The following is a 14,598-nucleotide window of genomic DNA, read 5'->3' as shown; positions in this document are numbered from 1 at the left end:
CCATACACACCCCTTTCAGTTTTCATATGTATAACGAATGATGCGTGATATAAGATACGGGTAAAAAAATAACTGCAGCATTACGCTGCAGCCAGATAAAGAGTTGAGTTGGAAGGAAGAGAAGTCTTTGAAGTTCGTAGTATGTTTGGCAGAAAACGTATGAGTACTGCTGGATCTTCCCTGTTCAAGGAGACATCTACAAGTTCCAAAAGCTCTTCCTGATTCAAATCTTCCCAAGAACTTTGTACAAGCGGATGTATTGTTTCAGAAATGATATTTGTTCGTCCGCGATGTAAAAGGCTCTTTACTGCAGATTCGTTTGTCTGGAGCAGAGCTGCTATTTCAGCAGACTGAAACTGAAAAGCTTCTTTTAAGACAAATACAATCAGCTGTTTGGGTGTGAGTTTGTTTAACGGCTGTATTTGCCATTCGTTGTATTTCTTCCTTGCAGAAGCAAAATCCTGAATCTCAGAAACAAGCTTTTCTTTCTTTTGCTTACGGATTCGATCTATCCAAGCATTGTATGCAATTTTTTTCAGAAGGCTGACCGGCGGCGGGAAGGGCTCTTTGGAATATTTAGTAATTGTCTTTACTACAGCTTCTTGCATAACCTCTTCACTGTCCCATTTGTTCTTTGTAAGATACAAACAATATTGTGACAGCTTATCTAATACTTCCTCTAATGACAACTGACAATCAGCTTTCTTTGGCTGCTCCATAAATTCACCTCTTTATTGCTCATACGTTTTGTGCTTCTTGAAAGATACGGGTATTCATTTATTTTACTATTTACTTTAAAGTGAGTGCCAATATCGTTAGTGAATTCTTGTCACGTAGAAGCAGCGATAACGTTACTTTCTATAACTGCTGCATGTTATTGCTGATTGAAGTTTCATATAGTTATAGACAATTTTCGCATGTCTTCCTTCTTGTGTACGGGAATTGATTAGAGGACGAAGCTTATTCAAAAAAATCCGGTCGCATTCACACCGATTACCTTGTCTTCGATAGCACATATCATGCTGTTTGCATGCTGCATCTACTTTATTGACCGGAGAACCAGGACCGCTGCAGCCAGGACCGCACCAGTTATATCCAGGGAAAATACAGAAGCGGGCAAATCTTTGCGGCATTTTTATCCCTCCTAAAGTTAAACGATAGTCCAACCTATTCAGGCTGCATTCAAATTGTATATGCAGTTATCATATTGGAAGTAATAAAGGAACAAAAAAGCCGCTACTCAGAGCTTTGATTACTTGCCGGATATACTCTGGAAAGGAGTGGGCGATTCTGATTCCACATTACTTTAACGGGGATACCAAAGAATTCTGAGAGCTGTTCACTTGAAATCATGTCGTTTGTATAGCCAGAAGCAAAGATGTTACCGTCCTTTAGTAAAAGGGCTTGATCAAATGTGGGCAAAATCTCTTCAATATGATGGGTTACATAAATAATAGTAGGTGCATCAGGCTTCTTACTGATTCTTTCAATAGATTCCAATAATGATTCACGCGCTAGAAAATCCAGTCCGTTTGCGGGTTCATCCAGTATAAGCAGCGTTGGATCTGCCATTAGAGCACGGGCGATTAAAACACGCTGTCTCTCTCCGAGTGAAAGGGTTTCGTAGCGCTGATTGGCATAAGCAAAACAGCCAAGATCATGTAGCAGCTGTGCGGCTCTGTTTCTCATTTCATCTGTAGGTGTTTCATAAAGTCCGATAGATGCAAAAGCACCACTTAGAACAACTTCAAAGGCATTATTACCCAAGTCAAACTTTTGCTGAAGCGAAGATGAAACAAAGCCAATTTGGATCCGCAGTTTTTCGGCAAGGTAGGTCTTCCCAAATTCCATGCCCAGAACACGCATGTTTCCAGTTGTAGGGAAAGTGTAGGCATTCAATAAATTCAGCAGAGATGTTTTGCCGGAGCCATTCAAGCCGAATAATATCCAGTTTTGTCCCTTTTCTACCTTCCAATTTAGATTCTGCAATATCCATTTACCGGCTTTTTTTAATGAAACGTTTTCCAGCTCTATTATCAAATCCAATACCTCCTATACTGATTGCTATAACGATAATTAAATCAGATATACCACATAAATTCAAAATGTTCGAAAAACTCATCGTGTGGGGGGAGGCGTTACACTGCAAGCTGCCGCCTATAAGAAATTTACCTTTAATTCAATTACTGCATGTTCTGTAATTTGTATAAATGCAAGTTTTATCAAGCTTCCCGAAAAAGGTTCCAGCCTTTGCTGGGCTAGTTGCTGAACTGCTGACTGCTGATCCGGGTTCAAATGATTCGCGATCGTTATATGCGGAATCCAAATTCCCGGCGTATATAGAGAAGGTGCAGATTGCAGTGCTAGGACTTTCCTGTGTAACTCTGTCAATTCGTTATTCGAATCCGGAAGCAGAAGAAACGAATCACTTTTCATAAAACTGCCAAATAGCCGGAAGCGTAAGGGAACAGCTTTGGCTTGAGTCGATAATCGCTCGATTTCGTGCAGCAGATCTGGTTCAGGCTCAGTAAAGGAGGAGAAGGTGAGATGTGGGCGGTGCCCCTCGCGCTGATAAGGATAATCTGTGATGTCTTTGTCTCGCATTTCTTTCCATAAGCCTAATATCTTGCTTTCTGTTACCTGATCCACATAACCAACTATTGCGTACATCCCGCATCCTCCAGGCGTTTCTTGATAAACTCTAAATAAAGCCGCACAACATTCACATCGCTGACTTCACTAAGTGTTCTGCTTCCGACAACATCCTCTATCTCATTGAAAAGAAAGCTGCCGTTCTCATCGAAAAGAAAATCAATGCCGACAAAACCAAAATCATAATGATTGACGATACGTTGGACAAGTTGTCTTTCTTCTATATTCAATGTGTAAAACGATGCACTCCCGCCAAGAGAGTAGTTTGCTCGGAAATCCTGCTGACTGCTGCGAAGAACAGCAGCAATGATTTCTTTGCCAATCACAAAAACACGCACATCCTTACCGGGTGTCGGAGCTAACTGCTGCAAGAGGACAGACTGATTAGCATATTGCTGCTGCAGCACCTGGTACTGGGTGTCATTTTCGACTAGATGTACTTCTTTCCCACCCCGGCCACCGGCTGTTTTCCATACAAAAGGAAAGGCAAGCGGCGGGTGAGGCAGAGGGACATTTGTCTGGAATTGCATCTCCACCATCGGAATGGAAAGCTTTGCAAGTTCTAAATGTGTTTTGATTTTGTCGTTTGCAAGAGCAGCAATCTCGGCATTATTGAAGCAGATAATACCTGCTTGCTCCAGCTGTGCAGTCAATAAAGGGTCAATAGTGCGCACGATGCTGAAGTCTGGAAGCTCTTGTTTTTCTTTTGTATGTATAACTACTTTTCCATTCCGGAGTGTAATATGAATGCTGTCAGTATAGACTAACTGTAAATCTATGTTAAGAGAGCGGCTTTCTTCAAGGAACCAATCAATAAATGCGGCATTACGTTCTGCATCCAGTCTATGGTAGATCAGCCAGCCTCTCATGAAAGCACCTCTTTGATATGGGTGATGATGGCTTCTGTTACATCTACACCCGTGCACTCATATATGGAACGAATATGTGCATTCGAATTCACTTCACAAACAAGCGGTTCGCCTCCGGGACCGAATAACAAATCCACTCCTGCAAAATCAGTTCCCACGGCATCAGCAGCTGCAATAGCCAGCTCGGCCTCTTTATCTGTTGGTGTATACTGCTGCATATTGCCCCCGCGAGACACATTGGCCCTGAAATCCGTTTCAGATGTACGAATCATAGAAGCGACTATCTTGCCGCCGACGATATTGATCCGTATATCTCTGCCATGGCTTGTCTGGATATACTCCTGCAGAACGAATGGATTGGCTCCTATCTCGCTAATCTTTTGGTGTAATGCCTCTTTATTGTCGACAAGATATACTTGTTCTCCGAATGAACCAAAAGCCTCCTTGACAATCATCGGAAATCCTAGCTCCCTGATAGCAGGTTCAAAAGAATCAAGTTGCATCGGCATTGTACCAGGAAAAACTTTGGGTGCGATTATAGTTTTGGGAATCTTAATACCGGCTTGAGCCAGTGCTTGGTACATAAGAATTTTATTATCACAGACAGCGATTGATTTGCTGGAATTATACAGAGGGATTCCCATTGCTTCCAGCTGCTGGGCAAGCGGAATATCCTTGTCGCTGAAAACGACAAAGTCCGGCAGCTGCTGTTCTTCTTTTAGCAGGGAATTGTGTGTGCCAACCATGCCGAGCAATGCGTTATTCTTAATGATTTTCATGGTAATATCCTGGGCATTGGCGGCACGCTGTATCCACTCAGCGAAATCAAGAAATTTTTTACCGCCAAGATGGCCGTTATAAATAACCCAGCCAATTTTAGGTGTAGCCATAACTGTAATTCCTTTCTTTAGGTGATGCCCAACAAATGAAGAAATTATTTCTATAGTGGCAGCACAAACTAGTTTGATATAATAATCAATTATACATGGAAGGAGATGCTTTATGTTTGCAAACTTAGCACAAGCGGAAGCTTTTTTGACCAGCCGCAGACATCTTGGCATCAAGCCGGGGCTGCATCGGGTGCAGCAGCTGCTGCAAGCGTGCGGCAATCCCGAACGTCAAATGAAAAGTATACATATAGCTGGAACGAATGGCAAAGGCTCGACATCGTCGTATCTAGCTAATGCCTTAACATATAACGGATATAAAGCGGGTAGCTTCATTTCCCCAACTCCAGGCGGATTCCTGGAAAGTATCCAAGTAAACGGAAAATGGATATCGGAGGCAGAATTTATCACGGAATGTGATGCCCTACTTTCTACTATAGAAAAGATGGATCGACAGGACAACCATCCGAGTGAATTTGAAATACACGTGTGTATCGCTTTTTCTTATCTTGCGAAGCATGCGGATATTAGCGTGATAGAAGCTGGTATGGGCGGACGCGGTGACGCGACGAATGTCCTGGCGCATCCTTTACTCAGCATTATTACCAATATCGGGTTTGACCATCAACGATTCCTCGGGGATACGATAGAAGAGATTGCTGCGGAAAAAGCTGGGATTATTAAAGCGGGAGCTCCAGTGATCAGTGCAGTGACACAGGCCGGAGCAAGAAATGTTATAGAAAATCAAGCACAGGCAGCGGCAGTGCCGATAACTTGGATAGAAGCAAAGGATGCTGATCGGCTGCAAATAAATCCGCAAATGCAGGGAGCTCATCAACGAGTGAATGCGGCACTTGCTGCAGAGGCATGTCAACTGCTGCAGGAAATGGGAATTTCGTTGGAGTTGGATAAAGTGAGAGAAGCTATAAATCAAGTTCAGCTTCCGGGCCGTTTCGAACTCGTGGAAAAAGAACCTGTAATCATTTTGGATGGCGCTCATAACGCAGAAGGGATGGCTGCTTTTATAGAAACAGTCAAGCAAACCTATCGCGATAACAAAATTGAGATTTTATTCAGTGCTTTTCAGGACAAGCCATTTGCACAGATGATTCAGCAGCTTCAGGAGATTGCAACTGACATTACGATGACAACTTTCGATCATCTCCGTGCAGCGGATGTTGTGACGTTGTCAGAATCATACCCATCCGTGGAAGTTACAGCCGATTGGCAGGAATGGATAAAGCAGCTTTATGAAGATGACAAAACAGACACCGTCTATTTTGTGACAGGTTCCCTGCATTTTATCTACCAAGTCAGAAAGTATATTGTTCAAAATAGAAAAATGTGGTAGTTTAAATTATCTGAATCTTTATATGTACGGCTGATAGGAAGGAAGAAGCTAGATGGTGAACAGCAGCAAGAAACGATGGATCTGGGCAGCTTGGGCTATCATTTGGCCGGTTTCCCTTTTTTTAATCTATCAACAGACAAATTTGGAAGATTTGAAATGGCTTGATCTAGGGGCATTCACTGTGCTGGCTATCATTGTGGCGCTATTTCCAATCATGGTGAACCAAATTCCTGTCTTTTTCCTGAACGGTATCACGCTCGTTATCTATCTGAATTTCGGTTTGTTCGTAGAACTGGTCATCACCACAATCAGTGTCACAATTGTGCTGCTGCAAGTTCGCATGACAAAACAAGATCTGTTTCGTATTCCACTGAATTACGTCATGTTCTTCCTGATGAGTGTCTCAGCAGCGGGAGTATACAATCTATTTGATCTTCCTGGAAATGCTTCCCAAACATTGGAAACACCAATGCATATTATTGGCATCCTGGCTTACTCCATGACGCTGTTCATGATGAATCATATCCTCATAACGCTGACCAGAAGATATATCTATGGAAAAAGAGATAAATTTTTTGAGCGCAGCTTTTTCTGGGAATTCATGACGACGATCTATATCCTGCCAGCTGCGCTTCTATTGCATCTGCTGTATCATCAGATTGGTGCAATTGCAGTCGTCTTTATCGGTTTTTCAATTGTAAGTACCTCCTATATATTGCGACTTTATTACCGAAGCAGCAATATGAATGAACATCTTCGAAGCGTCAGTGAAGTAGGCCATGAATTGACCGCCCACTTGAATGTAAAAGAAACGTTGGATCTGTTTATGGAACGAATTGTATCGCTCGTCCCAGCTGATCAAGCCTACTTATATGATGTGACAGATGGCAAGGAGCTGAAATTGATCCGATTATATGATCCGAAAAATCGCTCCATATACCAACAAGGTGATAAAAAGAAAAAAGGCGAAGGTATAGCTGGTTTTGTATGGAAAAAAGGCGCCGGAGTCCGCTATGGAAAACGAATCCAATGGGCAGATAAATGGAAAGTGACAGCACCAATGGATAGCGAAAGTCTGATGTGTCTGCCAATTGAACGTGATAACGAGATTATTGGCATTCTCGTGCTTCTGTCAGAACAGAGAAACATATACGAGAAATATCAATTCATGCTTATTGAACTGCTGGCAAACTTCATGGCCGTAAGCTTGCTCAACGCTCAGCATTATGAACAAACAAAGCAAATTAGTGAGCGATGTGCATTAACCGGTTTATATAATTATCGTTACTTTGATGAAGCGCTCAAGGGACTATTTCATGATGGACCACCCGAGAACTCTGTGTCGTTGATCATGATGGACCTGGATCATTTCAAACAAGTGAATGACACGTATGGGCATGAGGCGGGTAATGATATACTGCGCGAGGTGGCGGTGAGATTGAGCCAGGAGGTAGCGGATGAGGACGCGATACTGGCTCGCTACGGTGGAGAAGAATTCGCTGTCATTCTACCGAATTGTGATTCCGCACGAGCTGCTCATGTTGCTGAAACATTATGGCGCAGTATAATCGTTCAACCTTTCCAGACGAAAAATACTTTGGATTCAGATCAGTCCGTCTCATTGAATATGACTGTCAGTATTGGAGTTGCATCTTATCCGGAAAACAGTGAAGATGACTTGGAATTGGTCCGGCATGCCGACCGTGCGATGTACGTCGGCGCCAAACAAAAAGGCCGAAACCGCGTAAGTATCTACCATGAACTGAATCAAAAGACCGAAAACATTCCTTCTTAAAAGGAATGTTTTTTTATAAAGTAATGCTTGACGTAACAAAGTGATTAATATATAGTTACTTACGTAAAGTAACTTGATAAAGAAACACTACTGAGGAGGAATAAACATGGCAGTTTTGAAATTGGATAAAGCACACAGCAGCATCTCATTTACGGTAAAACATATGATGGTTTCCAAAGCTAAGGGGAAATTCGAAGACTTCGACGTACAATTCAGCGGAGACTTGAATGATTTGGATAACTCATCCGTTACAGCAACAATCCAAGCAGCAACAATCAACACAGGCAATGCAGACCGTGACGGTCACCTGCAGTCCGGAGACTTCTTCGACGCAGCAAACCATCCTGTCATGACATTCAAAAGCAAATCCGTGAAGAAAGTATCCGATGACGAATTCGAAATCACTGGAGACTTCACAATCAAAGACGTAACAAACGAAGAAACATTCAAAGTAGAATACAACGGCACTTCCAAAAACCCAATGGACGGCAGCACAATCGCCGGATTCGAAGTAGAAGGCAAAATCAACCGTGAAGCATACGGCCTGACATATAACGCAGCACTAGAAACAGGCGGCGTATTGATCGGGAAAGACGTTAAGTTCACTGCTGACTTTGAGTTTGTAGTGGAGTAAGAGGTTTAAAGGAAAAGACCTATCCTAGGGATAGGTCTTTTATTTTTGGCATTTTTGGTTGTTGGAAAGGATTTTAATACCACTTGCCTTGTTTAGCTTGTTAATAGTTATTTCGCCTTTTGAGCAAATGATGCCGGCTCCATTATCAGAAGAGACAGTCCCTTTTATGTCAATATCGCCGTCTGAATAAAGTATTGAGCCTTTTTGAACTAAAAGGTCACCATTGATTACAATATTGTTTTTTGAATAAATGGAAGAACTGCCTTTTATTTCAACATTACCTTTCATAGTGGAACTACCACCTATTTCTACCTTTGCACTATTTTCCATTTTGACGTTACCACCAATGATCATGTCTTTTTCCATAGAAACATTAGCAAGGGAATACAAATTTAAATTATCAGAAATATTTAACGAGCCTCCAGATTTATAAGTACTAGAATTGTGAAAATCTATAGAACCATCAAATACTGCGTCACCGCCTGTACAAGTAGTTGTATCAGTATAAAAACCGCCGTTACCCGCTTTCAAATTTGTACGTACTAACAATAGAGTATAATTATCTAACCTAAGTAAGTTATTAACTTTTAGCTCATTAGTATCTAATGAGGTATGTGATAGCAATTTTAAATCTTTATTTACGGTGGTACTCTGATCAACGTTTACATCCGCTGTGTTCTGTAAATCAATAGAGCCTTTAGAAGATAAATCTTTGGTAACTTTGAAGTACTCTTTAAAAATAGATATATCGTTCAAGAATGTGGTATTACCTTTTACTATATTATATGTTCCTTGATTCCAAGAGGCATATTGAGATTGAGAATAATATAAATCACCATTATATATGCTAGCTGAATCTTTATTCTTTTCATTGCTGAACCCTTTCTCAACATCAACTGCTTTACAGTATCCTATCTCAGCTTCACCCTCTGGTTCTTCAGTAGGTTCTTGAAGTTTAATTGTTAGTTGTTCCGTTGAAATTTTTGAGAATGCGGTATCTACTGTATAAGACTCTGAATCTAAAGGCTCATTTTTATCTTTGGTTATAGTAAAATTTACTTGCAAAGTTTGCTTCTCTGATTGAGAATAAAAGCAATTAGGCTTAGTTCTGTCTGCCCCTTCATAAGAAAATTTAAGATCATGAAGCTCGTTTTGATGTGTTAAATCTAGCATAATTTCATTTTCCACAGACTTAAGCTTATAGATTTTGCCGTTTTGATTATTTTGATCTTCTTCTAAGCACATACCATCCAATGTTCCGTTTTCATATGCGGTACGCAAGACTTGTGTTACATATGTAGCATCATTTCGCAAGCTATTCGTTGCTTCTGCATTTTCACTATTATGCATTGATTGAACTACTAAGGACACTGCGGCTATTGTAACGATGCTAAATAAAAGCAACCCGCCAAGCAACTCAATGAGTGTGAATCCTTTTTCATTTGACATAATACAACACTCCTGAAGATTAATAGTAGAGGTGAGACTTTTGAAGTTATCTATACAAAGAGAGAAAGGTTTTACTTTGATTGAAATACTTGTAAGCTTGACGATTCTTGCTATCGTCATTATTACATTTGTTCCTATTTTTACCCAGGCAGCTATACACAACAAAATCAATGGAAACATGTTGAAAACTAATGAAGCTGCGCATGTGGTTGCATCTGAATATGAGAATTTATCTGATATTCAAGGGCCATTCACCCAGTTGCCAATCTGTAGTAAATCTTCTCATTCTCCCAGTATCCATCTTGGAAACAAAACAATAGGTGACTCAAACTATGATACAAGAGTTGAATTATGTAAGTTCGAAACTGGTGGTGTAAAAAATCTTGTACAAGCAGTCTTTATAACACAAGCACCTGGCAATCCAGAACAAGAAGGTGAAGCAAGAAAATTCCTATTAGAGGTGAACACCAATGCGCAAAATTAGAAATGATGAAACAGGCGCTGCCTTAGTTATGGTTCTCTGGATCATCGTCCTTTTAGTATTGTTAGGTACTATATTGTCTGCTCAATTGCTAACCACCACTAAACAAATGAAAAGACAAGAAGAATCCGCAATAGAGACAGATATTATGAATATGGCAACTGTTTATGTGAGTGCATATATCAAACAGAACGCTGGTACGGATAGTGTGAAGGAAGAAGAATTATCTACCTTGGTGAATAATGTGCCAAAGTCAATAAATATTGATGGCTATGACGCTTCACTTACCCCTAAGCTCCAACTAGATCAAAATCAAATAGAGCTTACTGTGAATGTAAGGATAAATGAAAAAGAGAGCAGTGAAATAAAATATATCCCAATTTCGAAGTAGTTCTAAAGCGCTATTTTGTTTCCTGTTTATGTTACTTTGGTATTGCTTTTGAATTTAATCTAAGACTATATTAATAGTAATCTAATAACAAGAGACAGAATTGATTTTTGCAGAAACTTAAGATAGGAAGTGGAAGTATGGCGAAAAGGAAGAAGCTGGGAGAATTGCTCAAGCGAGCAGGTCTCGTTACAGAAGAACAGATTGTCGAGGCAATTAAGGAACAAAGGCCCGGTCAGAAATTAGGGGATTTACTCCTTGAAAAAGGATACATAACCGAACAGCAGTTAATAGAAGTACTTGAATTTCAGCTTGGAATCCCACATGTTTCGCTTTTCCGCTATCCGTTCCAATTTGATTTAGTTAAGCTTCTGCCAATTCAGTTTGCAAGAAAGCATACCGTCATTCCTTTAAGCAGAGAGAATAACATTCTAACTGTTGCAATGCACGATCCGATGGACTATTACGCTATTGATGATATGGAGATGTATACTGGATTTTCAATAAAACCTGTTATTGCTGCCAAAGCAGATATATTGGAAGCGATAACGAATGTGTATAAGGAAGCTGAATCTGGAGATTCTCGCTCAGAAACAGCAGCAGAAGCTGCACCTGCTATACGTATTGTGGAGCAACTTATTAGTTCTGGAGTGCAGTTGAAAGCTAGTGATATACATATGGATCCATATGAAACAGAAGTTCAGGTGCGATATCGAATCGATGGTGATCTTCGTCGAGAAAGAACATTGCCTAAGTCCATTCAGGCAGCTGTAGTTGCTCGTGTCAAAATACTAGCTAATATGAACATCACTGAAACACGTCTTCCACAAGATGGACGGATAAAGCTTAAAATGGAGAATACACATGTTGATCTTCGAATAAGTGTCCTGCCAACAGTGTTTGGCGAAAAAGTAGTTATTCGTATACTTGATCTAAGCAATGTGATTAAAGGATTAGATGAACTAGATTTTAGTGAGGAAAATTATCAGAAATACTGTCGGCTAATTGAACAACCTTCTGGATTAATTTTGTTTACTGGTCCAACAGGGTCAGGTAAATCTTCTGGATTATATGCTTCTATTAATCATTTAAATAGGGAGCAATTTAATATTATAACAGTTGAGGATCCTGTCGAATTTGAGCTGCAGGGTGTGAACCAGATGCAAGTGAACAGCAGTATCGGACTTACCTTCGCAACAGGCTTACGCTCTATCCTTCGTCAAGACCCGAATATCATCATGGTCGGGGAAATACGTGATAGCGAGACGGCAGAGATCGCAATTCGTGCTTCACTAACTGGTCACCTTGTTTTTAGTACGTTACATACAAACAATGCCATAGCCTCGATTCCCCGTTTGATGGACATGAACATAGAACCGTATTTAGTTGTGTCTTCTGTGACAGGTGTTATCGCACAACGGCTTGTTAAACGAATCTGTCGTGATTGTAAAGAAGCTTATAGACCGACTAACGTAGAAGTCGATCTGCTGGAGAAGCATGGGTTAGAAAGTGATACGTTGTACCGTGGTCGAGGTTGCAACAGCTGTAAGCAAACAGGTTATAAAGGACGGATGGCTGTTCATGAATTGCTTATTGTGGATGATAAAATTCGAGAATTGCTCATTCAGCAGAGTTCAGTAGATGCAATAAAACAAACAGCTCTAGAAAATGGTATGAAAATGCTTGTAGATGATGGATTGAAAAAAGCGGTACAAGGAATGACCACTGTGGATGAAGTTCTACGAATAACGGTTGATAGTTAAGGAGAGGCAAGATGAAAGAGACATTTGATCAATTATTGAGGACAGCAATGGAAATGAAAGCATCAGATATTCATTTAACCGTTGCAGTTCCTCCAGTATTTCGTGTTCATGGTGTGTTAAGACGGCATCAGGGAGAAAATCTGAAACCTCAGGATACCGAAGAAATGGCAAAGACCATTCTTAGCGATAAATTGTGGAATCGCTTTAAAGAAGTAGGTGAGGTGGACCTTTCTTATAGTATACCTGGTATTTCCAGATTTCGTATAAATGCATATCACCAGCGTGGGTGTGTCTCATTGGCTGTCCGTGTAGTGCCTACAAATGTACCTACTCTTAGCGATCTTGATCTGCCGGATGTCTTGAAAATGCTATCTGGAAAACCACAAGGCTTGCTATTAGTTACAGGCCCGACTGGGAGCGGGAAAAGTACGACGTTGGCAGCAATGATCCATCATATGAATACAAGTATGCAGCGTCACATTATCACGCTTGAAGATCCAATTGAATATCTGCACAAGCATAATCAATGTATCATCGACCAGCGGGAAGTAGGTCTTGATACAGATAATTTCGCTAATGGATTGCGTGCCTGTTTGCGCCAGGATCCAGACGTTATTTTGGTTGGAGAACTTCGTGACTTGGAAACAATCTCTACAGCTATAACTGCAGCTGAGACCGGACACCTTGTATTAGCAACGTTACATACAAGTTCTGCTTCACAAACAGTCGATCGGATCATCGATGTGTTTCCTGCTGAACAGCAGCCACAAATTCGTATCCAATTGGCTAGTGTTCTGACAGCGGTATTGTCCCAACGGCTTGTACGCCGGGCAGATGGCAAAGGACGGAAAGCCTTAACGGAATTACTCGTAAACACATCCGCTATTAAAAACTTGATCCGAAACGGTAAAATGCATCAAATACCTAGTATCATGCAAACCTCGCGTGATCAAGGCATGCATACGATGGACATGAGCATCCGCAAAATGATCGCTTCAGGAACAGTGGTGATGGATCAAGTGGCACCATTTTTGGAAGAACGAGGTGTATAAATGCTTTACTATCAATACAATGCCAGAGACATGCTCGGCAAACCAAAGCGAGGGAAAGTCCAAGCTGAAACTAAAGCCGAGGCTATAGAGAAGTTACAAGCACAGCAGTTGATTGTCTTTGAATTGCGTGAATTAAATCGGACCTTGAATAAAGAATTGTCATTCGGTAAACGAGTAAAAAAGAAAGAGTTTATCATTTTCCTGCGCCAATTATCCACATTGATCGAGTCCGGGGTACCTTTGGTAGAAGCTACTGGTTTGCTGCAGGAGCAGACTAAGGACAAGTTTTTAAAAGAAACCCTCAAGTATGTGCGGACTGATCTAATTGAAGGTGTTCGTTTCTCAGACGCTGTTGAAAAGCACCCAAAAATATTTCCAGAGCTTTTTGTGAATATGATACGAGCCGGAGAAGCAAGCGGGGAACTGGATGATGTTCTCAATAAGATGGCTGTTTATTATGAAAAGCAATATGATATGCGGCAGAAAGTCATTACAGCTATGAGTTATCCATTTTTTGTAGCAGTAGTTGCTGTAGGTATTTGTGTGGCGCTTTTAGTTGTTGTCTTTCCACAATTCACGGGAATGTTTGCTAGTATGGATACTGAACTTCCTGTATACACAGCATTTGTCCTTAGCTTATCAGAGGGAATGCAGAAATATTGGTATTTAGGGATCTTGTGCTTGCTGCTTTTGGTGGTTTTATACAGATTAATTGTATCCAAGCCGCAGGGGAAACTATTTATGGACACAATAAAATTGAGGGTACCAGTAATGGGAAGTCTCTATCAAAAAGCCATATTAGCTCGAATGACAAGGACAATGAGTTCTCTTTTGGAAAGCTCAGTCCCGATTTTAGATACTTTACGGATATCAAGTCGAATCTTACAGAATAAAGTAATGGAGCAAGTAATACAAAACTGCTATGAAACAATTGAAAAGGGTGACTCGTTGGCTGGACCTATGGAGGCACACTGGGCTTTTCCACCCATGATTACACAAATGATACGAGTAGGAGAAAAGTCTGGATCTCTGGACGATTTACTCCACCGTGCAGCTGATTTTTACGAGCAAGAGCTCGATTATGCCGCTGAAAGATTAAAAGCAATGATTGAGCCAGTCCTTATTCTCATCTTATCTGCAATGGTAGGCAGCATCGTCACAGCTGTGGTTATCCCGATGTTTTCCATGTATGAGAATATCCAGTAATAAAGAACTAAGAAAATGACAAAATAAGTGTAAATATTTCTTATTGTGGGTAGATTTTCTATTAGTATTTG

15 protein-coding genes are annotated in these 14,598 nt (G+C 40.8%); 8 read left to right on the top strand and 7 right to left on the bottom strand.

Annotated elements, in window-relative coordinates; all coding sequences use genetic code 11:
* Positions 1–80: 80 nt before the first annotated feature.
* From SFC25_RS06055 to SFC25_RS06030, 6 genes are all read right to left on the bottom strand, one after another.
* A complete protein-coding gene (locus SFC25_RS06055) occupies positions 81–719 on the bottom strand; it encodes a sigma factor-like helix-turn-helix DNA-binding protein (protein WP_411214406.1) in 639 nt (212 codons plus the stop codon).
* A 132-nt stretch (positions 720–851) separates the two neighbouring features.
* The gene (locus SFC25_RS06050; RefSeq protein WP_411214405.1) at positions 852–1,133 is read right to left on the bottom strand and encodes a phospholipase; all 282 of its coding nucleotides are present in this window, start codon (positions 1,131–1,133) and stop codon (positions 852–854) included.
* Between the two features lie 103 nt (positions 1,134–1,236).
* On the bottom strand, positions 1,237–2,040 hold the full coding sequence (locus tag SFC25_RS06045; RefSeq protein ID WP_411214404.1) for an ABC transporter ATP-binding protein: 804 nt from the start codon (positions 2,038–2,040) through the stop codon (positions 1,237–1,239).
* A gap of 117 nt (positions 2,041–2,157) precedes the next feature.
* Entirely contained in the window at positions 2,158–2,670 is a 513-nt protein-coding gene (locus SFC25_RS06040) for a 2'-5' RNA ligase family protein (protein WP_411214403.1), read from the bottom strand.
* The gene (locus SFC25_RS06035) at positions 2,658–3,521 is read right to left on the bottom strand and encodes an ATP-grasp domain-containing protein (RefSeq protein ID WP_411214402.1); all 864 of its coding nucleotides are present in this window, start codon (positions 3,519–3,521) and stop codon (positions 2,658–2,660) included. The genes SFC25_RS06040 and SFC25_RS06035 overlap by 13 nt, the downstream gene beginning before the upstream one ends.
* Complete coding sequence (locus SFC25_RS06030; RefSeq protein ID WP_411214401.1) at positions 3,518–4,411, bottom strand: ATP-grasp domain-containing protein; 894 nt, start codon at positions 4,409–4,411, stop codon at positions 3,518–3,520. The genes SFC25_RS06035 and SFC25_RS06030 overlap by 4 nt, the downstream gene beginning before the upstream one ends.
* A gap of 112 nt (positions 4,412–4,523) precedes the next feature.
* Here SFC25_RS06030 and SFC25_RS06025 point away from each other — a divergent pair, with 112 nt between their 5' ends.
* The 3 genes from SFC25_RS06025 to SFC25_RS06015 all read left to right on the top strand — a co-directional run bounded on the left by SFC25_RS06025 (position 4,524) and on the right by SFC25_RS06015 (position 8,188).
* Positions 4,524–5,759 carry a bifunctional folylpolyglutamate synthase/dihydrofolate synthase gene (locus SFC25_RS06025; RefSeq protein WP_411214400.1) on the top strand — a complete coding sequence of 412 codons (1,236 nt, stop codon included), beginning with the start codon at positions 4,524–4,526 and terminating at the stop codon, positions 5,757–5,759.
* 52 nt (positions 5,760–5,811) lie between these two features.
* Positions 5,812–7,554 (top strand): sensor domain-containing diguanylate cyclase, encoded by a 1,743-nt coding sequence (locus SFC25_RS06020; protein WP_411214399.1) that lies wholly within the window; start codon positions 5,812–5,814, stop codon positions 7,552–7,554.
* Positions 7,555–7,660: 106 nt separating this feature from the next.
* Positions 7,661–8,188, top strand: a complete 528-nt coding sequence (locus SFC25_RS06015) for a YceI family protein (protein ID WP_411214398.1) — start codon at positions 7,661–7,663, stop codon at positions 8,186–8,188.
* A gap of 39 nt (positions 8,189–8,227) precedes the next feature.
* On the opposite strand, the gene SFC25_RS06010 is transcribed toward SFC25_RS06015, so the two are convergent.
* Positions 8,228–9,637: a type II secretion system protein gene (locus SFC25_RS06010; protein WP_411214397.1), complete on the bottom strand. Its 1,410-nt coding sequence runs from the start codon at positions 9,635–9,637 to the stop codon at positions 8,228–8,230.
* Between the two features lie 40 nt (positions 9,638–9,677).
* Here SFC25_RS06010 and SFC25_RS06005 point away from each other — a divergent pair, with 40 nt between their 5' ends.
* The 5 genes from SFC25_RS06005 (at position 9,678) to SFC25_RS05985 (ending at position 14,527) form a co-directional block, all read left to right on the top strand.
* Positions 9,678–10,121, top strand: coding sequence for a pilus assembly FimT family protein (locus SFC25_RS06005; protein ID WP_411214396.1), 444 nt, complete (start codon positions 9,678–9,680; stop codon positions 10,119–10,121).
* Positions 10,108–10,509, top strand: a complete 402-nt coding sequence (locus SFC25_RS06000) for a hypothetical protein (RefSeq protein WP_411214395.1) — start codon at positions 10,108–10,110, stop codon at positions 10,507–10,509. Before SFC25_RS06005 ends, SFC25_RS06000 begins: the two co-directional genes overlap by 14 nt.
* A 137-nt stretch (positions 10,510–10,646) precedes the next feature.
* Positions 10,647–12,269: a GspE/PulE family protein gene (locus SFC25_RS05995; RefSeq protein WP_411214394.1), complete on the top strand. Its 1,623-nt coding sequence runs from the start codon at positions 10,647–10,649 to the stop codon at positions 12,267–12,269.
* Positions 12,270–12,280: 11 nt separating this feature from the next.
* Positions 12,281–13,321 carry a type IV pilus twitching motility protein PilT gene (locus SFC25_RS05990; RefSeq protein ID WP_411214393.1) on the top strand — a complete coding sequence of 347 codons (1,041 nt, stop codon included), beginning with the start codon at positions 12,281–12,283 and terminating at the stop codon, positions 13,319–13,321.
* Complete coding sequence (locus SFC25_RS05985; protein ID WP_411214392.1) at positions 13,322–14,527, top strand: type II secretion system F family protein; 1,206 nt, start codon at positions 13,322–13,324, stop codon at positions 14,525–14,527.
* Positions 14,528–14,598: the final 71 nt, after the last annotated feature.

The sequence above is a fragment of the Terribacillus saccharophilus genome (genome assembly GCF_046592595.1).
GTDB classification, from domain to species: Bacteria; Bacillota; Bacilli; order Bacillales; family Amphibacillaceae; genus Terribacillus; species Terribacillus saccharophilus_C.
Note: the sequence above shows the minus strand (reverse complement) of the source record. Positions and strands in the feature narration are given on the sequence as shown.